This window comes from Mycobacterium sp. E787, assembly GCF_001668725.1.
GTDB lineage: Bacteria > Actinomycetota > Actinomycetes > Mycobacteriales > Mycobacteriaceae > Mycobacterium.
On sequence record NZ_LZKL01000106.1, the window covers coordinates 1 to 22,238 of the forward strand.

Below are 22,238 nucleotides of genomic sequence, written 5' to 3' on the forward strand. Positions count from 1 at the left end.
GTCGGGACGATCGTGCTGACGACCCTCTACGGCCTGATCAACACGATGTTCATCCCGCGGTTCATCGTCGCGGTGGGTTTCGGTGGCATTCTCGTGGCCACCGGTAGCTATCTGCTCGCCGAGTTCGCGCTGCGGCCGGTGGCCGCCCAGGCGCTCGAGGCGGGGCCCCCACCGCGGCGGTTGTCGGCGGGCATCATGGGCCGAACCATGGTGGTCTGGTTCCTGGGGTCCGGCGTGCCCGTCATCGGCATCGGCCTCCTGGCGATGTTCCAGATCCTGATGCGGAACCTGACCGAGACGCAATTCGCCGTCGGCGTGCTGATCGTGGCGTTCGCCACCCTGATCTTCGGCTGCCTGCTGATGTGGATCCTGGCCTGGCTCACGGCCACACCCGTGCGGGTGGTGCGTGCGGCGCTGCGGCGCGTCGAGGAGGGCAACCTGCGGGGCGACCTGGTGGTGTTCGACGGGACGGAGCTGGGCGAGCTGCAGCGCGGGTTCAACGCGATGGTCGACGGGCTGCGTGAACGCGAACGCGTGCGCGACCTTTTCGGCCGCCACGTCGGCCGCGAGGTCGCGCTGGCCGCCGAACGCGAGCGGCCGAAACTGGGCGGCGAGGAGCGGCACGTCGCGGTCGTCTTCATCGACATCGTCGGCTCCACCCAATTGGTGACCAGTCAACGCCCCACCGAAGTCGTCGAAGTCCTCAACCGGTTCTTCTCGATCGTCGTCGAGGAAGTGGACCGCCATTGCGGGCTGGTCAACAAGTTCGAAGGCGACGCGTCGCTGGCGATCTTCGGTGCTCCGAATCATCTCGACTCACCCGAAGGCCAGGCGCTCGCCGCGGCGCGCTGCATCGCCGAGCGGCTGGCCGGCGAAATGTGTGAGCTCGACGCCGGCATCGGCGTGGCCGCCGGCCAGGTCGTCGCCGGCAACGTCGGCGCCAAGGAACGGTTCGAATACACCGTCATCGGCGAGCCGGTCAACGAGGCCGCCCGACTGTGCGAGCTGGCCAAATCGCGGCCGGGCAAGCTGCTGGCGACCGCCGAGACGCTCGAAGGCGCCGGCGAAGACGAAAGGGCGCGTTGGTCTTTGGGCGACACCGTGACCCTGCGCGGCCACGAGCGCGCCACTCGGCTGGCATCGCCGATCGAGGCCGCCCGGTCGGATCGGTAATTTCGCGCTGACAACGCCCGTGGTCAACACGGCTGAGCGTCGTCGATAGAAATCCGTTATCGCACAATAGAAAATGTGCCTTGACGCCCGGATTGCACCCCACCAATAGTGGCGGCGGGACGGAGCTCCGCCCGCGGGAGAAGGGTGCATCGTGACAAGCGTTGGCTTGCTGGACCGTTCGAGAATCGTTGCCCGGCCGGGATGGAGCCGCTGGCTGGTGCCGCCGGCCGCGTTGTCGATTCACCTCGCGATCGGCTCGGCCTACGCGTGGAGCGTCTTCAAGATCCCGCTGGAGAAGTCGCTGCATGTCTCCGGGACCGCGAGCGCGATGCCGTTCACCGTCGCCATTGTGGCGCTGGGCCTTTCGGCCGCGGCGTTCGGCACGCGCGTCGACCACTACGGGCCGCGCTGGGCCATGGTCGTTGCCACCGCGTGCTTCTGCAGTGGGCTGCTGATCGCGGGTTTCGGGGTTTCGGTCCGCCAATACTGGCTCGTCGTACTGGGTTACGGGGTCGTCGGAGGGGTCGGCCTCGGTATCGGCTACATCTCGCCGGTGTCCACGCTGATCAAGTGGTTTCCCGACCGCCCGGGAATGGCGACCGGCCTGGCGATCATGGGCTTCGGCGGCGGAGCGCTGATCGCGTCGCCGTGGAGCAACAGCCTGCTCGACGCGTTCGGCCGCGCCAGCACCGCCGGCGTCGCCCGGACCTTCCTGGTGATGGGCTGCACCTACGCGGTGTTCATGAGCATGGGCTGCCTGCTGATCCGGGTGCCGGCGCCGGGCTGGGCACCGGCCGGCTGGAAACCCAAGCCGCACAAGGCCGGATCGCTGGTCAGCACCGCCGGCGTCTCGGCGGCCGGCGCGGTCAAGACGCCCCAGTTCTGGCTGCTGTGGGTGGTGCTCTGCTTCAACGTCACCGCCGGGATCGGCATCCTGGAGAAGGCCTCGCCGATCTATCAGGACTTCTTCCCGAGGGCACCCCGCGCGGCGGTGCTGGCCTCGGCGGCCGCCGGCTTCGTCGCCCTGCTGTCCCTTGCCAACATGCTGGGCCGGATCGGATGGTCGTGGCTGTCGGATGCGCTGGGCCGCAAGAACATGTACCGGCTCTACCTGGGCGGCGGCGCGCTGCTGTATCTCACGCTGGCGCTGACGACCAACTCCAGCAAGGTCACCTTCCTGTTGTGCACCCTGTTGATCCTGTCGTTCTACGGCGCCGGCTTTTCCACCCTTCCGGCGTATCTGCGGGACCTGTTCGGCACCTACGAGGTCGGTGCGATCCACGGCCGGTTGCTGACGGCGTGGTCGGTGGCGGGCGTGCTGGGCCCGCTGATCGTGAACGCCATCGCCGACTCGCAGAAGTCGGCCGGCAAGCACGGCCCCGACCTCTACCTGCTCTCGTTCGAGGTGATGATCGCGCTGCTGGCCGTCGGGTTGGTCTGCAACGAGCTGATCGGGCCGGTGTCCGCCAAATTCCACGAGCCCGCACTGCCCGACGACGCCGCGCCGGCGCCCGAGGCGGTTCCCCACCGACAACCGGAGAGGCAACCATGACGGACACGACGGCGGTCGGCCCCGCTCCCATCGCGCTGGCCTGGCTGTGGGTGGCCCTGCCCTTCGCCTACGGCGTCTGGCAACTCGTTTCCAAGGTGACCCAGCTGTTCGGCACCTGACGCCGGGCTCCGCTCACCAGCAGCGCGGTCAACAGGCCGGCGGCCAGCAGCAGCGCTCCCACGAACCAGGCCGTCGCCGGCCAACCGCCGAGGGCGTAGACGAGGCCGCCGACCGCGCCGGCCACCGAGCCGCCCAGGTAGTAGCTGAACAGGTACAGGGCGGACGCTTCGGCGCGATCCCGGTGCGCCACGGCGCCCACCCATCCGCTGGCCACCGTGTGCGCGGCGAAGAATCCTCCGGTGAACACGCCGACGCCGACGACGATCGCGGCCAGCGCGTGCGGGACGGTCAGCAGCAGGCCGGCCGCCGTGATCGGCAGGGCACCGCCCAGCACGAGCGCACGTCCCCTGCGGTCGGCCAACCGCCCTGCCACGACGGAGGTCCAGGTCCCCGCCAGGTACAGCACGAACAACAGCCCGACGATCGAGGAGGCCAGTCCGAACGGCTGGGCGGTCAGCCGATAGCCCAGGTAGTTGTACACCGTGACGAATCCGCCCATCAGAGCGAAGCCCAACGCAAAGAGCTTGAGCAGAACGGGGTTTCGCAGATGAGCGGCCAGGTTGCGCACCGTCGCCCGCATCGTCGCCGCCTTCGGCGTGAAGAATTGCGACCGGGGAACCAGGACGGCGAAGACGACCGTGCCGGCCAGCGTCGCCGCCGAACACACCAACAGCGCTACCCGCCAATTGCTGACGTCGACGACAAGGGACGGGACGATTCGCCCCACCAGGCCGCCCAGCGTGGTGCCGGCGATGTAGCGTCCCATCGCCGAACCGAGCGACGAGGCGTGGATCTCCTCGGCGAGAAAGGCCATCGCGACGGCGGGGATCCCGGCGAGCGCGACACCGTGCAGTGCCCGGCCGACGAGCAGAACACCGAGCGAGGGGCTGAACGGCAACAACAAACCGATGACGCTCGACGCGACGCCGGACGCCAGCATCACCGTGACGCGTCCGTAGCGCTCGGACAGCGCGCTCGCGGGAATGATGGACAGCGCGAGCATTCCCGTCGTCAGCGAGACGGTGAGCGCCGCGATCGCCGGGGTGATCCGGTAGTACTCCGACAGCGCGGGTAGTAGCGCCTGCGTGCAGTACATCGCGGCGAAACTGGCCACGCCGGCGCCGTACAGCGCGGCGGTCACCCGCCGGTACCCGCGGCTTCCGGCTTGGTGGGCGGTAGGCATAGCAACGATGTTCGGCGCCGGCGCATGGGAAAGGAAATGAATTATTAATTCAATTATGATGCATTTTTCGCATAAGCAAAGGTGGAGGGCATGCCTGAAGGCGACTACGAGTGGTTCGTCACACTCGCGGAGCTGCAACACGTCACCGCGGCGGCCGACCAGCTGCACATCGCGCAGCCGACTCTCACGAGGATGCTGGCGCGCCTGGAACGGCGACTCGGGGTCGCCCTGTTCGACCGCGGCGGCCGGCGGCTGGCGCTCAACACCTATGGACGGATCTTCTACGAGCACGCGCGGCGGGCCCAATCGGAACTCGATTCGGCCCGGCGCGCGATCGAGGACCTGACCAATCCGGCCGTCAGCGAGATCCGGCTCGGCTTCCTGGGTTCGTTCGGGTCGACGGTGGTGCCGCGCCTGATCGCCGCCTTCAAGGAGACGTCACCGCGAGTGACGTTCACGCTGCAGGAGGGCGCCGCCGAATCGATCGGCGACCTCGTGCAGTCCGGCGCCCTCGATGTCGGCGTAGTGTCACCTCGACCCAAGCGGAATCTGGCCTGGCGCAGCTTGTTTCGTCAACGGCTCGGTGTCGCCATTCCGTGCGACCACGGGCTCGTGGACGCCGCGGCGGTATCGATGACCGAGCTGGCCGACGAGCCCTTCGTGGCCATGCGGCCCGGCTTCGGCATGCGGCGACTGCTTGACGAGCTTTGTGCGGCAGCGCAATTCCGGCCGCGGATCGTCCTGGAATCCGCCAACCTCACCACGTCCGCCGGCCTGGTGGCCGCGGGCCTGGGGATCAGCCTGATGCCCATCGACGGCAGCGAATATGCGCCCGGGCTCAGGGTGCTGCCGCTGGCCGACGCGGACGCCTATCGCGATGTCGGGATGATCTGGAATTCCGGGCGACCGTTGTCCCGCCCGGCCAGGAATTTCATCGGGTCCGCCGCGGCCGCGCACCATCAGAGCTCTTGACTGCGGTTATGCCGCCCACCACAATGTCGTTTTTCCGCCAGTTTTGTCGGTGGGCCGGTGTAACTGTGGAAGCGTGCACGACGACTTCGAACGTTGCTACCGGGCGGTCCAGTCCAAGGACGCCCGCTTCGACGGCTGGTTCGTCACCGCGGTCCTGACGACGCGGATCTACTGCCGGCCGAGCTGTCCGGTGCGGCCGCCGTTCGCGCGCAATGTCCGCTTCTATCCGACGGCGGCCGCGGCGCAGCGCGCCGGGTTCCGGGCCTGCAAACGCTGCCGTCCGGACGCCTCGCCGGGGTCCCCGGAATGGAATGTGCGGGGGGACGTCGTCGCGCGGGCGATGCGGCTCATCGCCGACGGCACGGTGGACCGGGAAGGCGTCGGTGGCCTGGCGGCTCACCTCGGCTACACCACGCGCCAACTGGAGCGGCTGCTGCAGGCCGAGGTCGGTGCGGGTCCGCTCGCCCTGGCGCGGGCGCAGCGGGCCCAGACCGCACGGGTGCTCATCGAGACCACGAACCTGCCTTTCGGCGACATCGCGTTCGCCGCCGGCTTCGCCAGCATTCGGCAGTTCAACGACACCGTGCGCCTGGTCTTCGAAAACACACCGACGGCGCTGCGCACGCGCGCGGCAGTCCGGTCGACGTCGGAGACCAATTCCCCTGGCGCGGTGTGCCTTCGGCTGCCGGTGCGCACGCCGTTCGCCTATGAGGGCGTCTTCGGCCACCTCGCGGCCGGCATCGTGCCCGGCTGCGAGGAGGTGCGCGAAGGCGCCTACCGGCGCAGCCTGCGGCTTCCGCGCGGAGGTGCGGTCGTGACGCTGGCGCCGGCTGTCGATCACGTCCGGTGCCGCCTGGTGCTCGACGACTTCCGCGACCTCACCACCGCGATCGCCCGCTGCCGGCGACTGCTGGACCTCGACGCGGATCCCGAGGCCGTGGTCGACGCGCTGGCCGCGGACCGCGAGCTGGCCGCGGTGGTGGAAAAAGCCCCGGGACAACGCATTCCGCGCACGGTCGACGAGGCCGAGCTGGCCGTGCGCGCGGTCCTGGGCCAGCAGGTGTCGACGAAGGCCGCCAGCACGCACGCGGCCAGGCTGGTCGCTGCCTACGGGCGGCCGGTGCACGACCCCGAGGGCGCCTTGACCCATGCCTTCCCCTCGATCGAACAGCTCGCCGAGATCGATCCCGTCCATCTGGCGGTGCCCAAGGCTCGACAACGGACCCTCACGGCGCTGATCGGCGGTCTCGCCGACGGCAGCGTCGTCCTGGACGCCGGATGCGATTGGGAAAGCGCCCGCGCGCGGTTGCTGGCGCTGCCCGGCGTCGGCCCCTGGACCGCGGAGGTGATCGCGATGCGCGCCCTGGGCGACCCGGATGCGTTTCCCGCCGGCGACCTCGGGCTTCGGCTCGCCGCAAAGCAACTCGGGTTGCCCACGGAACAGCGGAAACTCATCGAGCGCAGCGCCCGTTGGCGGCCGTGGCGCTCCTATGCCACCCAGCATCTGTGGACCACACTCGAGCATCCGGTAAACCATTGGCCACCGAAGGAGGCGGCGTGATCCGTTACCGCACCATCGACAGCCCGATCGGGCTCTTGACCCTGGCCGGGTGCGGCTCGGTCCTGACGAACCTGCGGATGGTCGACCAGACCTACGAGCCGAACCGCGCCGACTGGTCGCCCGACCCAGGGGCCTTCGAGGGCGCCGTCGAGCAAATCGACGCCTATTTCGCCGGCGAGCTGACCGAGTTCGACATCGAGCTCGAGCTGCGGGGCACCGAATTTCAGCGACGTGTGTGGCGGGCGCTGTTGACGATTCCCTACGGGGCGACGCGGTCCTACGGCCAGATCGCCGAGCAGATCGGCGCCCCGGGCTCGGCGCGCGCGGTTGGCTGGGCCAACGGCCACAATCCCATCGCAATCGTCGTCCCCTGCCACCGTGTCATCGGCGCCAATGGGAGCCTCACCGGTTTTGGCGGAGGGCTCGACCGAAAGCGGGCCCTGCTCGGGTTGGAGAAAAGGCGGGCGCCGGCGGAGCTGACGTTGTTCGACTAGGCCGGCCGAACGTGGCGTTGTTGTCGGGATTTCGCGAAGATCGCCGCAACAACTCGACGTTGGGCGGCACAGAAAATGCAAAAACACCCCCGTTGCCGGGGGTGTTTTTGTATATGTTCGGCGGTGTCCTACTTTTCCACCCCAATTGGGCAGTATCATCGGCGCTGACAGGCTTAGCTTCCGGGTTCGGGATGGGACCGGGCGTTTCCCTGTCGCTGTGGCCGCCGTAACTCTATTTATTTTTCATTCAAGTGTTCTGGTGGGGGGGTGTGGTGTCGCACGACAAAGGTCGTGGAGACGAATAGTGGTTGCGATTTGTGTTGGTAAGTTTTCGGCCGGTTAGTGCCAGTTCCCTGCACTCATTGCTGAGCTTCTAGGTCTGGCCTATCGAACCCATGTTCTGTGGGGGGCCTTATCCCTCTAAAAGGGTGAGAAACCTGATCTTGGAGAAGGTTTCCCGCTTAGATGCTTTCAGCGGTTATCCTGTCCGAACGTGGCTATCCAGCGGTGCCCCTGGTGGGACAACTGGTGGACCAGAGGTTCGTCCGTCCCGGTCCTCTCGTACTAGGGACAGGTTTCCTCAAGTTTCTGACGCGCGCGGCGGATAGAGACCGAACTGTCTCACGACGTTCTAAACCCAGCTCGCGTGCCGCTTTAATGGGCGAACAGCCCAACCCTTGGGACCTGCTCCAGCCCCAGGATGCGACGAGCCGACATCGAGGTGCCAAACCATCCCGTCGATATGGACTCTTGGGGAAGATCAGCCTGTTATCCCCGGGGTACCTTTTATCCGTTGAGCGACACCCCTTCCACTCGGGGGTGCCGGATCACTAATCCCGACTTTCGTCCCTGCTTGACGTGTAGGTCTCGCAGTCAAGCTCCCTTGTGCATTTACACTCAACACCTGATTGCCGTCCAGGTTGAGGGAACCTTTGGGCGCCTCCGTTACATTTTAGGAGGCAACCGCCCCAGTTAAACTACCCGCCAGGCACTGTCCGTGAACCGGATATACGGTTCGACGTTAGGTGTCCAATACGATCAGAGTGGTATTTCAACAACGACTCCGCCCCAACTGGCGTTGGGGTTTCACAGTCTCCCACCTATCCTACACAAACCGTACCGAACACCAATACCAAGTTGTAGTGAAGGTCCCGGGGTCTTTTCGTCCTGCCGCGCGTAACGAGCATCTTTACTCGTAGTGCAATTTCGCCGAGTCTATGGTTGAGACAGTCGAGAAGTCGTTACGCCATTCGTGCAGGTCGGAACTTACCCGACAAGGAATTTCGCTACCTTAGGATGGTTATAGTTACCACCGCCGTTTACTGGGGCTTAAATTCTCCGCTTCACCTTGCGGTTAACGGGTCCTCTTAACCTTCCAGCACCGGGCAGGCGTCAGTCCGTATACATCGTCTTGCGACTTCGCACGGACCTGTGTTTTTAGTAAACAGTCGCTTCTCGCTGGTTTCTGCGACCGGATCCCGCTCCCAGCGCAAGGCTGTTCACGGTGTTCCGGCCCCCCTTCTCCCGAAGTTACGGGGGTATTTTGCCGAGTTCCTTAACCATAGTTATCTCGTACGCCTCGGTATGCTCTACCTGACCACCTGTGTCGGTTTGGGGTACGGGCCGTGTGTGTGCTCGCTAGAGGCTTTTCTTGGCAGCAGAGGATCACCGAATTCACCTCAACCGGCTATGCATCACCTCTCAGGAACATGAGCGACGGATTTGCCTATCGCTCTCCCTACAGGTTTGCCCCAGTATTACCACTGACTGGTACGGCTACCTTCCTGCGTCACCCCATCGCTTGACTACTACCAACGGAGGTCCCACGCAGCCGGCGATCCTCGCACCCCGAAGGGATTGATAGACCACCTTTTGGGTGGTTAGTACCGCTGATTCATCAGGGACGCGCACACACGGGTACGGGAATATCAACCCGTTGTCCATCGACTACGCCTGTCGGCCTCGCCTTAGGTCCCGACTCACCCTGGGCGGACTGGCCTGGCCCAGGAACCCTTGGTCTTACGGCGGGCAAGGTTCTCACTTGCCTTATCGCTACTCATGCCTGCATTCTCACTCCCCCACCCTCCACCACCGGTCACCCGGCGGCTTCGCTGAATGGGGGACGCTCCCCTACCCAACCTTGCGGTTGTCGCGGCTTCGGCGGTGTGCTTGAGCCCCGCTACATTATCGGCGCACAATCACTTGACCAGTGAGCTATTACGCACTCTTTCAAGGGTGGCTGCTTCTAAGCCAACCTCCTGGTTGTCTCTGCGACTGCACATCCTTTCCCACTTAGCACACGCTTTGGGGCCTTAGCCGGCGATCTGGGCTGTTTCCCTTTCGACGTACGGAGCTTATCCCCCGCCGTCTCACTGCCACGCTATACACCACGGCATTCGGAGTTTGGCTGACGTCAGTAACCTAGTAGGGCCCATCGGCCATCCAGTAGCTCTACCTCCGTGGTGAAACACGCAACGCTGCACCTAAATGCATTTCGGGGAGAACCAGCTATCACGGAGTTTGATTGGCCTTTCACCCCTACCCACAACTCATCCCCTCAGTCTTCAACCTAAGTGGGTTCGGGCCTCCACGCGGTCTTACCCGCGCTTCACCCTGGCCATGGGTAGATCACTCCGCTTCGGGTCCAGAACATGCCACTACACCCCAAAGGGGATGCGCCCTATTCAGACTCGCTTTCGCTGCGGCTACCCCACACGGGTTAACCTCGCGACATGTCCCTGACTCGCAGGCTCATTCTTCAAAAGGCACGCCATCACCCCACGAGGAGGCTCTGACGGATTGTAGGCACACGGTTTCAGGTACTCTTTCACTCCCCTCCCGGGGTACTTTTCACCATTCCCTCACGGTACTAATCCGCTATCGGTCATCGAGAAGTATTTAGGCTTACCGGGTGGTCCCGGCAGATTCACAGCAGATTCCACGGGCCCGCTGCTACTCGGGAGTTGATACAAGGTAGGTGCCGGGTTTTCGCGTACCGGGCTCTCACCGTCTGCGGCGGACCGTCCCAGGCCACTTCCGCTAACCACGACACTTTCTGACTACCCCTCAGCCAGGTAGAGCTGAGATATATCAATCCCACAACCCCGCACACACAACCCCTACCCGGTTACACATGCGTGCGGTTTAGCCATGTTCCGCGTTCGCTCGCCACTACTGACGGAATCACAATTGTTTTCTTCTCCTACGGGTACTGAGATGTTTCACTTCCCCGCGTTCCCTCCCGCACCCTATATATTCAGGTGCGGGTAACACGACATCACTCGTGCTGGGTTTCCCCATTCGGAAATCCTCGGATCAACGCTCGGTTGACAGCTCCCCGAGGCATATCGCAGCCTCCCACGTCCTTCATCGGCTCTCGATGCCAAGGCATCCACCATGCGCCCTTAAGCACTTACAAACACAAAAACCAAAGAAAAATTACACATTTATATGGACACACCACCACGAGGGCAGCGCATCCATTTAGATGCTCGCAACCACTATCCAGTTCTCAAACACCACACCCCACCACCAAGATGGGGGGACACCACTCGAAACAACCCGAGTGCTGCCTCAGGACCCAATAGTGTGTCTGGCTTCACTTTGTTGTTGCGCACCCGGCCCCCGCCCACTACAGGCGGGAACCCCTCACGGCTCGCACCCCACCAGTTGGGGTGCTTTTCGTGGTGCTCCTTAGAAAGGAGGTGATCCAGCCGCACCTTCCGGTACGGCTACCTTGTTACGACTTCGTCCCAATCGCCGATCCCACCTTCGACAGCTCCCTCCCAAAGGGTTAGGCCACTGGCTTCGGGTGTTACCGACTTTCATGACGTGACGGGCGGTGTGTACAAGGCCCGGGAACGTATTCACCGCAGCGTTGCTGATCTGCGATTACTAGCGACTCCGACTTCACGGGGTCGAGTTGCAGACCCCGATCCGAACTGAGACCGGCTTTAAAAGGATTCGCTTAACCTTGCGGCATCGCAGCCCTTTGTACCGGCCATTGTAGCATGTGTGAAGCCCTGGACATAAGGGGCATGATGACTTGACGTCATCCCCACCTTCCTCCGAGTTGACCCCGGCAGTCTCTCACGAGTCCCCGCCATTACGCGCTGGCAACATGAGACAAGGGTTGCGCTCGTTGCGGGACTTAACCCAACATCTCACGACACGAGCTGACGACAGCCATGCACCACCTGCACACAGGCCACAAGGGAACCGACATCTCTGCCGGCGTCCTGTGCATGTCAAACCCAGGTAAGGTTCTTCGCGTTGCATCGAATTAATCCACATGCTCCGCCGCTTGTGCGGGCCCCCGTCAATTCCTTTGAGTTTTAGCCTTGCGGCCGTACTCCCCAGGCGGGGTACTTAATGCGTTAGCTACGGCACGGATCCCAAGGAAGGAAACCCACACCTAGTACCCACCGTTTACGGCGTGGACTACCAGGGTATCTAATCCTGTTCGCTCCCCACGCTTTCGCTCCTCAGCGTCAGTTACTGCCCAGAGACCCGCCTTCGCCACCGGTGTTCCTCCTGATATCTGCGCATTCCACCGCTACACCAGGAATTCCAGTCTCCCCTGCAGTACTCCAGTCTGCCCGTATCGCCCGCACGCTCACAGTTAAGCCGTGAGATTTCACGAACAACGCGACAAACCACCTACGAGCTCTTTACGCCCAGTAATTCCGGACAACGCTCGCACCCTACGTATTACCGCGGCTGCTGGCACGTAGTTGGCCGGTGCTTCTTCTGCAGGTACCGTCACTTGCGCTTCGTCCCTGCTGAAAGAGGTTTACAACCCGAAGGCCGTCATCCCCCACGCGGCGTCGCTGCATCAGGCTTGCGCCCATTGTGCAATATTCCCCACTGCTGCCTCCCGTAGGAGTCTGGGCCGTATCTCAGTCCCAGTGTGGCCGGACACCCTCTCAGGCCGGCTACCCGTCGTCGCCTTGGTAGGCCGTCACCCCACCAACAAGCTGATAGGCCGCGGGCCCATCCCACACCGCAAAAGCTTTCCACCACAAGGCATGCGCCTCGAGGTCCTATCCGGTATTAGACCCAGTTTCCCAGGCTTATCCCGAAGTGCAGGGCAGATTACCCACGTGTTACTCACCCGTTCGCCACTCGAGTACCCCCGAAGGGGCCTTTCCGTTCGACTTGCATGTGTTAAGCACGCCGCCAGCGTTCGTCCTGAGCCAGGATCAAACTCTCCAAACAAAATCTCCTCGCTGAACGAGGTGAATTTACAATCAGAGATACCTGACAAGACGCCAATAACTGGCATCAAAAAACAGCCATACCCACACACGGGGAGTGCAGAGTATGGCCAAAAAACAACAACAAATAATAAAGACCAAACACACTATTGAGTTCTCAAACAACACTCATGCTTGTTTTCGCCCGCTTCCGGGCAACCCTGCCAGCTTAATACCAGTCCGGCGGAGGCGTCAAGCCCCAGTTTTGGTCATCTTGTGTGGTGACCGCTGCGAGGCCAGCCGTGCCAGGCTAGTACCGATCCGGCGAGGGAGTCAAGGCCCCGGTTTCGGCCACCTTCGAAGGGTGACCGCCCTTGTGGGGCACTGACTTTGACTACTCTACCCGCTCGATCTCCGCTCCCAAAATCGCCAGGTTTTCCACGAACAACGGGTAGCCGCGGTCGATGTGGAAGACGTCGTGGACCTCGGTGTCCCCGTCGGCGACCAGCCCGGCCAGCACCAGGCCGGCGCCGGCGCGGATGTCCGAACACCACACCGGGGCGCTGGACAGTTGCGGCAGGCCCCGCACCACGGCGTGGTGCCCGTCGGTGCGGGCGTCCGCGCCGAGTCGGATCATCTCCTCGACGAACCGGAAGCGGGCCTCGAACACGTTCTCCGTGATCATCGACGTCCCGTCGGCGATCGAGGCCAACGCGATCGCCATCGGCTGCAGGTCGGTCGGGAACCCGGGGAAAGGCAGGGTCGCGACGTTGACGGCCTTGGGGCGCTCGTACTGGGTCACCCGGAAGCTGCTGTCGGTCTGGGTGACCGTGGCGCCCGCGTCGTGCAGCTTGTGCAGCACCACCTGCAGGTGGGCCGGGTCCACGCCGCTCACCGAGATGTCGCCGCGGGTCATCGCGGCGGCGATGCCCCAGGTGGCGGCCACGATGCGGTCGCCGATCACGCGGTGTTCGGTGGGGTGCAGCCGCGGGACGCCGGTGATCGTCATGGTCGGCGAACCCGCGCCCTCGATCTGCGCGCCCATCTGGTTGAGCATCGTGCACAGATCGACCACGTCGGGTTCGCGCGCGGCGTTGTGGATCGTGGTGACGCCTTCGGCCACGACGGCGGCCATCAGGATGTTCTCGGTGGCCCCCACGGAGGGGAACTCCAGCTGAATCTCCGCGCCTCGCAAGGTATCCGCCTGGGCGACCACGCAGCCGTGCTCGATGTTGCATTGCGCGCCCAGCTGGCGCAGGCCCGCCTGATGCATGTCCAGCGGGCGCGATCCGATGGCGTCGCCACCGGGGAGCGCCACCCTGGCGCGCTTGCAGCGGCCGACCAGCGGACCCAACACGCAGACCGAGGCGCGGAACTGCCGCACCGCCGCGAAGTCGGCGTCGTACTTCGGCTCGTCGGGCGAGGTGATGCGGGCGACGTCGCCGTCGAGCTCGACGGTGGCACCCAGGCCACGCAGGACCTCGGCCATCAGCGGCACGTCGAGGATGTCCGGGCAGTTCGTGATGGTGCTGGTGCCCTCGGCCAGCAGGGTCGCGGCCATCAGCTTGAGCACGCTGTTCTTGGCGCCCCCGACAGCGACTTCGCCGGACAACCGGTTGCCGCCGGTCACCACGAATCGCTCCGTCACCCGGGTCAGTTTAGTGAAGCGGTATCGGCTTGTCAGTCAGCCTCGCTTGACGACGATGCGCTCCGCGCACCGAAGCGAGGTGGGGGTGCCCCCAGCCGCGGGGCGAGGGGGAGAGTCAGGCAATCGAGCGAGTCGGCCAGCCGAGTACCGTTTTCTCATGGCGATCCACCTGACCCGCATATATACGCGAACCGGCGACGACGGGACGACGGGATTGAGCGATTTCTCACGAGTCTCCAAGAACGATCCCCGGCTGGTGGCCTACGCGGATTGCGACGAGGCCAACTCCGCGATCGGCGTCGCGATCGCCCTCGGCCGGCCCGATGAAGAAACCGCGGGCGTGCTGCGGCAGATCCAGAACGACTTGTTCGACGCCGGCGCGGATCTGTCGACGCCGGTGGTGGAAGATCCCAAATATCCTCCGCTGCGAGTCCCCCAGGCCTACATCGACCGGCTCGAAGCGTGGTGCGACAAATACAACGAACCCCTGCCGGCGCTGAATTCCTTTGTGCTGCCTGGCGGTTCGCCACTCTCGGCGTTGTTGCACGTCGCCCGGACCGTGGTGCGGCGGGCCGAACGCTCGGCGTGGGCCGCGGTGGATTCGCAGCCCGACGGGGTCAGCGTGCTGCCGGCGAGGTACCTGAACCGGCTGTCGGACCTGCTGTTCATCCTGGCGCGGGCGGCCAACCCCGGTGGCGACGTGCTTTGGCAGCCGGGTGGCGGGATGGCCGAAAGCTGAACCGTGGCAATGAAAAACAATCGATCGGTCCCACCGGTCAGCGTGATCCCCGTGCTTGTCTACCCGGACGTGCGCGCGGCGGTGGACTGGCTCGCCACCGCCTTCGGCTTCGTCGAGCGCACGCGAATCGGTGACAGCCACCGCGCGCAGCTGAGCATCGGCACCGACGGGGCCGTGATCGTCGCCGACACGGCCCGTGACCGGCACCCGCCGACGGCCGGCGTCGTCACGCACGAGATAAAGGTGCGGGTCGCCGACGTGGACGGCCAGTTCGACCGCGCCCGGGCGGCCGGCGCCAAGGTGCTGGAGCCGCCCGTCGACCGCGAGTACGGCGAACGGGAATGCACCGTCGAAGATCTCGCGGGGCACCGCTGGCAGTTCAGCGAAACCGTGCGCGACGTCGCGCCCGAAGAATACGGATGCGAGACAATCAGCCCGTGGTGATCACACGCTGCGACGGCGTGCGCGCGGCGAGGGACGGGATTCCAGCCACGACAGGAACGCGGTCAAGGCGCCCTTGTCCAAAGCGAGCTCGTAACCGGACCTGCGGTCCTGCGTCGTGTCGCGCAATTCGAGTACGACGATCTCGTCGGTCATGATGTCGAACTCGTCGCCGCGCGGTGCGCGCCGGGCCACGATCTCCACCCCCCGCCGGCTGAGCCGACGGTCCGGCCACAAACGCAGGCTGGACAGCCGGTAGAAGGCGGCCTCGCCGCCACGGTAGCGGATCACCCCGTGTCGCCAGCCGTGACCGCCGACGGCGGGAATGTCTCGCATGATCCCGGCCGTGCCGCCCTGGCGCAGCTTCCACAGCCGATAACTGAGGGCCAGGACGGCGGCCCCCAGCATGACGACGAGCACGACCATGCCGACCATGGGCGCGCTCATCGGGGCGTTAGTCGATCGCGCCGACGGCGCGCAATCTGGCTCGTCCCCTCGCGGCGACGCGCGGATCGTCGGACTCGGCGGCCTCGCGGGCGGCGCTCTCGTCGATCTCCGACTCGAACTCAGCCGATTCGGCCAGGATGCTGACCTGTTCCTCGGTCACCGACAAAAACCCGCCGTCCACCGCGATCCGCAGGTCGTCCTCGCCTTCGCGCTCGACGCGCACCATGGCGTCGTCCACCAACTGCGCCACCAGCGGGATGTGGCGGGGCAGGATGCCGATCTCGCCGACGGTGGTGCGGGTGAACAGGAACGTTGCCTCACCCGACCAGATCTTGCGGTCGACGGCGACGATCTCAACGTTCAATTCGGCCATGCCAGAATACCTTTCGAGTCAACCTCAGGAATCGAGCTTGGCGCCGAAGCTTTCGGCTTTCTTGGCCAGGTCGTCCAGGCCGCCGATCAGGAAGAAGGCCTGCTCGGGGATGTGGTCGAAGTCGCCCTTCGTCAGCTTGTCGAACGCCTCGATGGTCTCCTTCACCGGCACCGTCGAACCGGGCTGGCCGGTGAACTGTTCGGCCGCCATCATGTTCTGCGACAGGAAGCGCTCGATGCGGCGGGCGCGCTGGACGAGCTGCTTGTCCTCCTCGGACAGCTCGTCGATGCCCAGGATGGCGATGATGTCCTGGAGGTCCTTGTAGCGCTGCAGGATTCGGATGACCTCCTGCGCCACACGGTAGTGCTCGTCACCGACGACGCCGGGGTCCAGGATCGTCGAGCTCGACGCCAGCGGGTCCACAGCGGGGAAGATGCCCTTGGAGAACACCGAACGCGACAGCTCCGTGGTGGCGTCCAGGTGCGCGAACGTCGTCGCGGGCGCCGGGTCGGTGTAGTCGTCCGCCGGCACGTAAACCGCCTGCATCGACGTGATCGACCGCCCGCGGGTCGAGGTGATGCGCTCCTGCAGCTCGCCCATCTCATCGGCGAGTGTGGGCTGGTAGCCCACCGCCGAGGGCATGCGACCCAGCAGGGTCGACACCTCGGAGCCGGCCTGGGTGAACCGGAAGATGTTGTCGATGAACAGCAGCACGTCCTGGCCCGCCTCGTCACGGAACCACTCGGCCATGGTCAGCGCGGACAGCGCAACCCGCATACGGGTGCCGGGCGGCTCGTCCATCTGACCGAACACCAGCGCGGTGTCCTTGAGCACGTCGGCTTCCTTGAGCTCCACCCACAGGTCGTTGCCCTCACGGGTGCGCTCGCCCACGCCGGCGAACACCGAAGTGCCACCGAAGTTTCGGGCGATGCGGTTGATCATCTCCTGGATGAGCACCGTCTTGCCCACGCCGGCACCACCGAAGAGGGCGATCTTGCCGCCACGCACGTACGGGGTCAGCAGGTCCACGACCTTGAGGCCGGTTTCGAGCATCTCGGTGCGCGGCTCGAGTTCCTCGAAGGACGGCGGCTTGCGGTGAATCGACCAGTGGTCGAAGTCCTCCCCGTACCCCGGCTTGTCCAGGCAGTCGCCCAGGGCGTTGAAGACGTGGCCCTTGACGTCCTCGCCCACCGGCACCGAGATCGAGTTGCCGGTGTCGGTGACCTCGACGCCGCGCACCAGGCCGTCGGTGGGCTGCAACGAAATGGTCCGAACCAGGTTGTCGCCCAGGTGCTGCGCGACCTCGAGCGTGAGCTTCTTGGCCATCGCCTCGTAGGTGATGTCGGCGTGCAGCGCGTTGAACAGCTCGGGAACCGAGCCGCGCGGGAACTCGACGTCGACGACGGGCCCGGTGACCCGCACAACGCGTCCGCTGGTGTCGGTGTCCCCGGACTTGCCGGAGTCCTTGGTCTTCTGGTCAGTAGCAGTCATGTTTCTTCTTCCTCGTGGTGCTACTTAGCGTCGGCGAGCGCGTTTGCGCCACCGACGATTTCGCTGATCTCCTGGGTGATCTGGGCCTGCCGCTCGCGGTTCGCCATCAGCGTCAGATCTTTGATGAGGTCGTCCGCGTTGTCGGTGGCCGACTTCATCGCCCGCTGGCGTGAGGCCAGCTCCGATGCCGCCGCTTCCAACAGCGCCGCGTACACCCGGGTCGTCAGGTATCTCGGCAGCAGCGCGTCGAAAAGCGTTGTCGCATCCGGCTCGAACGAGTAAAGCGTGTGCAGCTCGGGTTCTTCCTCGACGTACTCCACCACCAGCGGGGCGATGCGGTGGGCCACCGCCGTTTGCGACATCATCGACTTGAACTCCGAGTAGACGATGTGCAGTTCGTCAACACCCTCGACGTCCTCGGACTGCTGCCCCGCTTCCTCGTTGGTGCCCTGCATGAAGGCGTCGACCAGGGTTTCGGCGATCTCCGTGGCATTTTCGACCGTGGGCTGCTCGGAGAAGCCCATCCAGGAATCGGTGATGTCCCAGTTGCGGAATTTGAAGTAGTTCTGCGCCTTACGGCCCACCGTGTACAGAACCGGCGTCTTTCCTTCCTCCCGCAGCAGGGAGAACAGCTCCTCGGAGCGGCGGAAGACGCTGGAGTTGTACGCGCCGCACAAACCCCGGTCGGAGGACACCACCAGCACGCCGGCCCGCTTCGGTTCTTCCCGCTCGACCAGCAAGGGGTGGTCCAGAGCGGCCTCGGCGGACAGGGTCGTCAGCGTCGAGGTGATCTGAAACGCGTAGGGCCGTGCGGATTCCAGCCGGGCCTGGGCCTTACCGATGCGCGAGGTCGCGATCATCTCCTGGGCCTTGGTGATCTTCTTGATCGACCCTGCCGAACGGATTCGGCCGCGCAATTCGCGAAGTGTGGCCGCCATCGTTAGCTACTTCTTGTCCTTCTTGGTGTCCTTGGGTTCCTGCTTCGGCTTCTCCTTTTTGACCTGGACCGACTCCTTTGCCAGGTCTTCCTCGTCCATCGGCTCGACGTGCTCGTCGGGCACCACAGATCCGCCGTCGGAGGCCGCGAAGCCCTTCTTGAACTTCTTGATGATCTCGGTGAGCTGGTTCTCGCCCTCTTCGGAGAGCTTCTGGCTGTCGCGGATCCCGGCCAGGAACTTCTCCTCGGAGGCGCGCATGTGGTCCAGCAGTTCGGTTTCGAACCGCCGCACGTCCTCGACGGGCACCGAGTCCAGGTGGCCGCCGGTGCCCAGGAAGATCGAGACCACCTGCTCCTCGACCGGCATCGGCTGGTACTGCCGTTGCTTGAGCAACTCGACCAGCCGTTCGCCGCGCTCCAGCTGCGCCTTGGACGTGGCGTCCAAATCGGAAGCGAAGGCCGCGAACGATTCCAGCTCGCGGTACTGCGACAGGTCCAGCCGCAACGAGCCCGCCACTTCCTTCATCGCCTTGATCTGCGCCGCGCCGCCGACGCGGGAAACCGAGACACCCACGTTGATGGCGGGCCGGACGCCCTGGTTGAACAGGTCGGACTCCAGGAAGCACTGGCCGTCGGTGATCGAGATGACGTTGGTCGGGATGTACGCCGAGATGTCGTTGGCCTTGGTCTCGATGATCGGCAGACCGGTCAGCGAGCCGCCACCGAGTTCGTCGGACAGCTTGGCGCAGCGCTCCAACAGCCGCGAGTGCAGGTAGAACACGTCGCCCGGGTAGGCCTCGCGGCCCGGCGGGCGACGCAACAGCAGCGAGATCGCGCGGTAGGCCTCGGCCTGCTTGCTCAGGTCGTCGAACACGATCAGCACGTGCTTGCCGTCGTACATCCAGTGCTGGGCGATCGCCGAACCGGTGTACGGCGCAAGCCATTTGAAGCCGGCGGCGTCGGAGGCGGGCGCCGCGACGATGGTGGTGTAGTCCATCGCGCCGCCCTCTTCCAGCGCGCGCCGGACGGCCGCGATCGTCGTGCCCTTCTGGCCGATGGCCACGTACACGCAGCGCACCTGCTTGCGCTCGTCGCCCGACTCCCAGTTCTGCCGCTGGTTGAGGATGGTGTCGATGCAGACCGCCGTCTTGCCGGTCTTGCGGTCGCCGATGATCAGCTGCCGCTGACCGCGACCGATCGGGGTCATGGCGTCGATGGCCTTGATCCCGGTCTGCAGTGGCTCCTTGACGCCCTGACGCTGGACCACCGACGGCGCCTGCAGCTCCAGCGCGCGCCGCACGTCGGTCTCGATGTCCCCGCGCCCGTCGATCGGGTGGCCCAGCGGGTCGACGACCCGGCCCAAGAACGCGTCGCCGACGGGCACCGACAACACCTCGCCGGTGCGCTTGACCTGTTGGCCTTCTTCGATTTTCTCGAAGTCACCCAGGATGACCGCGCCGACGCTGTGCTCGTCCAGGTTCAGGGCGACGCCGAGGACGCCGCCGGGGAACTCGAGCAACTCCTGGGTCATGACCGACGGCAGGCCCTCGACGTGGGCGATGCCGTCCCCGGCGTCGACAACGGTGCCGACTTCCTCGCGGGAGGTGTCGGCGGTGAAGGAGCCTACGTACTCCTCGATGGCGCCCTGGATGTCGTCAGCCGAGATTGTCAACTCTGCCATGGCTTTTCGTCTTCCTACTTGATCTTCGTTCGCGTGGGTTCTTGTGATGGGTTCAGTCGGGCAACTGGGCCTGGGCCGCGGCCAGGCGAGAGGAGAGCGTCCCGTCGATCACCTCGTCGGCCACGGCGATCAGCAGCCCGCCCAGCAAGTCGGGTTCGATCTGCAGCTGCACCGTGACCGGGTGGGAGTAGATGCGGCTGAGAACTTCGGTGAGGCGGGTGCGCTGGGCATCGCTGAGCTCCGCCGCCGCAGTGACCTGGGCGACGATTTCGCCGCGGCGCGCCACCGCGACTTCCGCCAGGAACTTCACGGCCACCTCGGCCGGCTCGCCCCTGAGCAGTTCGACCGTCTGGGTCAGCAGTGCCGTAGCGACGGGGTTTACCCGCCCGCTTGCGCTCTCAAGCACCTTGCGCAGCAGGCCGATCCGGCCTTCGGCGGGGGAACCGTAGTCGCCCAACAGGATGGCAAGTCGCGGCTGCGCGTCGAGAACGCGCGAGAACCGGAACAATTGGTCTTCGACCTCGTCGACCTGATCTTCGCGTTGGGCGACCTCCAGCAACGCCTGCCGCGAGATGTGCTCGATGGCGTCGACCAAATCCGTGTTGGCCGACCAGCGTTCGGAGACCGCCGCGCGCAACACGTCGAGCGTGGCGTCGCCGACCTTGCCGGACACCAGTCGCTCGATCAGCCGAACCCGTGGTGCCGCGTCCTCGGCGGGCACGGTGAGGTAGCGGGTGACGACGATTTCGCGGTCCAGCATTTTCGCCACCGCCACCAACTCGGCGGAGACGGTGGAAAGCGCTTTGTTGTCGAGGTTCTTGGCGATGGTCCCGAACCGATCCGACAGGGCGCCCAGCGCCTGCCGGCTGGCCGACCGCATCTTCGCCAGCAACGGGTAGGCGACCTCGGCGGGTGCCGGCGCCATGGCTTCCAGATCGTCGAGGAACCGATCGACGGTGGCCGACCGCTGTTCGGGGTCCGCGACGTAGCTACGCACCAATTCCCCTGCCTGGCGCACGGATTCGTGCCCGAGCTCCAGGCGGAGTTGCCGGGTCAGCTGCGCCCGCAGCAGCTCGGCCTGGCGCGCGCCCTGCGCCTTGATGCGGTCGGCCTCCACGCCGGCCTGGGCCTGCAGCTGCTCGGTGATGCGTTCGGCGTCCGACTTGGCCTCTTCGACGACTTGTTCCGCCTCTTCCTTGGCGGCCTCCACGGCCTTGCTGTGGGCCGTGGTCGACTCGGTCAGCCGCTCGGCGGCCGCCGCCGAATCGGCCAACTGCTGGCGCACCAGCTCTTGCCGGGCGGTCATCATCTTGCGCACCGGCGGGACGGCGTACCGCCACACCAGCGCCACGATGACCACGAACCCGAACAACTGTCCGACAAAAGTCCACATGTGCTGCTTACCGCCCGGACGACTCGGTGGCGGCCGTGGCCGCGGCGGTGGGTGCGACGTCTACGCCGAGGATCCGGCTGGCCAGGGTCGCCGACATGGTCCCCACGTTGGCGCGCAGATCCAGCTCCACGGCGTCCCTTTCCCGTTTCAATTGCTCGGCGGCCAGCTGCACCGTCGCCATCACGTCCTGCTCGGCACTGGCGCGCGCGTCCTCGATAACCTTGCGGCCTTCGGCGCGGGCGTTGTCGCGGAAGGATGACGCCTGCACGCGCGCTTCCTTCATGGCCTCTTCGTAATCGGCCCGGGCCGCTTCGAACTGCTCGGCCGACTTCTTGTTGTCGGCGGCGGTCTTGGCGACCATGGCGTCGCGTTCGCGCAGCACCTTCAGGATCGGCGGCACCACGAAGGTGCCGATGATGGCGAGAACGATGAGGAAGATGGCCAGCACGAAGAAGAATGTGCCGTTGGGGACGAGAAAGTTGCTGCCCCCCTTGCCTCCCTCTGCTACCGCCTGGCCGGCGGCGAGCACCATGGGGTTCGGGTCACCCATCACAGCGAATTACGTGACGGGGGTGGCGAAGACGAACAACGCCATGAACGCCAGGTTGATGAAGTAGGCCGCCTCGACCAGACCGACCGTGATGAAGAACGGCGTGAACAACCGGCCCTGCGCCTCGGGCTGCCGGGCGATGCCCGAAACCAGCGCGTTACCGGCAATACCGTCACCGATGCCGGCTCCGATTGCGCCGCCGCCCATGATGATTCCACCGCCGATGAGTGCACCGGCAGCGATAGTGGGGTCCATTCTTTCCTCCTTTGTCCAGCTTTATCTTGTTGG

The 22,238-nt window shown here is 65.1% G+C and carries 18 protein-coding genes and 3 rRNA genes; 8 read left to right on the forward strand and 13 right to left on the reverse strand.

Annotated elements, in window-relative coordinates:
* The 3 genes from A5705_RS20845 to A5705_RS28915 form a co-directional block, all read left to right on the forward strand.
* Positions 1-1,173: adenylate/guanylate cyclase domain-containing protein (locus A5705_RS20845; protein ID WP_067883019.1), on the forward strand; the 1,173-nt coding region annotated here is incomplete at its 5' end.
* A 151-nt stretch (positions 1,174-1,324) separates the two neighbouring features.
* Positions 1,325-2,725 carry an OFA family MFS transporter gene (locus A5705_RS20850; protein ID WP_067883012.1) on the forward strand — a complete coding sequence of 467 codons (1,401 nt, stop codon included), beginning with the start codon at positions 1,325-1,327 and terminating at the stop codon, positions 2,723-2,725.
* Positions 2,722-2,844, forward strand: a complete 123-nt coding sequence (locus tag A5705_RS28915; protein WP_255382671.1) for a hypothetical protein — start codon at positions 2,722-2,724, stop codon at positions 2,842-2,844. The genes A5705_RS20850 and A5705_RS28915 overlap by 4 nt, the downstream gene beginning before the upstream one ends.
* On the opposite strand, the gene A5705_RS20855 is transcribed toward A5705_RS28915, so the two are convergent.
* Complete coding sequence (locus tag A5705_RS20855) at positions 2,793-4,028, reverse strand: MFS transporter (RefSeq protein ID WP_068279695.1); 1,236 nt, start codon at positions 4,026-4,028, stop codon at positions 2,793-2,795. The two genes, A5705_RS28915 and A5705_RS20855, sit on opposite strands and share 52 nt — an antisense overlap.
* A 90-nt stretch (positions 4,029-4,118) precedes the next feature.
* Between A5705_RS20855 and A5705_RS20860 the strand changes: the two genes are divergently transcribed.
* From A5705_RS20860 to A5705_RS20870, 3 genes are all read left to right on the forward strand, one after another.
* Positions 4,119-5,000: a LysR family transcriptional regulator gene (locus A5705_RS20860; protein WP_067883018.1), complete on the forward strand. Its 882-nt coding sequence runs from the start codon at positions 4,119-4,121 to the stop codon at positions 4,998-5,000.
* Between the two features lie 73 nt (positions 5,001-5,073).
* The gene (locus tag A5705_RS20865; RefSeq protein ID WP_067883010.1) at positions 5,074-6,561 is read left to right on the forward strand and encodes a DNA-3-methyladenine glycosylase 2 family protein; all 1,488 of its coding nucleotides are present in this window, start codon (positions 5,074-5,076) and stop codon (positions 6,559-6,561) included.
* Complete coding sequence (locus A5705_RS20870; protein WP_067883009.1) at positions 6,558-7,055, forward strand: methylated-DNA--[protein]-cysteine S-methyltransferase; 498 nt, start codon at positions 6,558-6,560, stop codon at positions 7,053-7,055. Before A5705_RS20865 ends, A5705_RS20870 begins: the two co-directional genes overlap by 4 nt.
* Before the next feature lie 115 nt (positions 7,056-7,170).
* Here the strand turns inward: A5705_RS20870 and rrf are convergent.
* From rrf to murA, 4 genes are all read right to left on the reverse strand, one after another.
* A 5S ribosomal RNA gene (rrf, locus tag A5705_RS20875) occupies positions 7,171-7,284 on the reverse strand.
* A gap of 90 nt (positions 7,285-7,374) precedes the next feature.
* Positions 7,375-10,473, reverse strand: a 23S ribosomal RNA gene (locus A5705_RS20880).
* A gap of 279 nt (positions 10,474-10,752) precedes the next feature.
* Positions 10,753-12,272, reverse strand: a 16S ribosomal RNA gene (locus A5705_RS20885).
* The 16S, 23S and 5S rRNA genes sit together here, the layout of an rRNA operon.
* 372 nt (positions 12,273-12,644) lie before the next feature.
* Positions 12,645-13,898 (reverse strand): UDP-N-acetylglucosamine 1-carboxyvinyltransferase, encoded by a 1,254-nt coding sequence (gene murA, locus A5705_RS20890; protein ID WP_068279700.1) that lies wholly within the window; start codon positions 13,896-13,898, stop codon positions 12,645-12,647.
* A 157-nt stretch (positions 13,899-14,055) separates the two neighbouring features.
* Here murA and A5705_RS20895 point away from each other — a divergent pair, with 157 nt between their 5' ends.
* Positions 14,056-14,637, forward strand: coding sequence for a cob(I)yrinic acid a,c-diamide adenosyltransferase (locus tag A5705_RS20895; protein ID WP_067883007.1), 582 nt, complete (start codon positions 14,056-14,058; stop codon positions 14,635-14,637).
* A gap of 51 nt (positions 14,638-14,688) precedes the next feature.
* Positions 14,689-15,081 carry a VOC family protein gene (locus A5705_RS20900; RefSeq protein ID WP_197517044.1) on the forward strand — a complete coding sequence of 131 codons (393 nt, stop codon included), beginning with the start codon at positions 14,689-14,691 and terminating at the stop codon, positions 15,079-15,081.
* On the opposite strand, the gene A5705_RS20905 is transcribed toward A5705_RS20900, so the two are convergent.
* The 8 genes from A5705_RS20905 to A5705_RS20940 are packed head-to-tail and all read right to left on the reverse strand — an operon-like array spanning position 15,082 to position 22,205.
* Positions 15,082-15,525: a DUF2550 domain-containing protein gene (locus tag A5705_RS20905; protein ID WP_067883005.1), complete on the reverse strand. Its 444-nt coding sequence runs from the start codon at positions 15,523-15,525 to the stop codon at positions 15,082-15,084. It abuts the gene before it with no gap.
* Positions 15,526-15,532: 7 nt separating this feature from the next.
* A complete protein-coding gene (locus A5705_RS20910; protein ID WP_067883004.1) occupies positions 15,533-15,898 on the reverse strand; it encodes a F0F1 ATP synthase subunit epsilon in 366 nt (121 codons plus the stop codon).
* Positions 15,899-15,922: 24 nt separating this feature from the next.
* Complete coding sequence (gene atpD, locus A5705_RS20915) at positions 15,923-17,389, reverse strand: F0F1 ATP synthase subunit beta (protein WP_067883003.1); 1,467 nt, start codon at positions 17,387-17,389, stop codon at positions 15,923-15,925.
* Between the two features lie 20 nt (positions 17,390-17,409).
* Entirely contained in the window at positions 17,410-18,327 is a 918-nt protein-coding gene (locus A5705_RS20920) for a F0F1 ATP synthase subunit gamma (RefSeq protein WP_067883002.1), read from the reverse strand.
* A gap of 6 nt (positions 18,328-18,333) precedes the next feature.
* On the reverse strand, positions 18,334-20,007 hold the full coding sequence (gene atpA, locus A5705_RS20925; RefSeq protein WP_067883001.1) for a F0F1 ATP synthase subunit alpha: 1,674 nt from the start codon (positions 20,005-20,007) through the stop codon (positions 18,334-18,336).
* Between the two features lie 52 nt (positions 20,008-20,059).
* The gene (locus tag A5705_RS20930; RefSeq protein ID WP_068279703.1) at positions 20,060-21,400 is read right to left on the reverse strand and encodes a F0F1 ATP synthase subunit B/delta; all 1,341 of its coding nucleotides are present in this window, start codon (positions 21,398-21,400) and stop codon (positions 20,060-20,062) included.
* Between the two features lie 7 nt (positions 21,401-21,407).
* A complete protein-coding gene (locus A5705_RS20935; protein WP_067882999.1) occupies positions 21,408-21,950 on the reverse strand; it encodes a F0F1 ATP synthase subunit B in 543 nt (180 codons plus the stop codon).
* A gap of 9 nt (positions 21,951-21,959) precedes the next feature.
* Entirely contained in the window at positions 21,960-22,205 is a 246-nt protein-coding gene (locus tag A5705_RS20940; RefSeq protein ID WP_066928722.1) for a F0F1 ATP synthase subunit C, read from the reverse strand.
* Between the last annotated feature and the right edge of the window lie 33 nt (positions 22,206-22,238).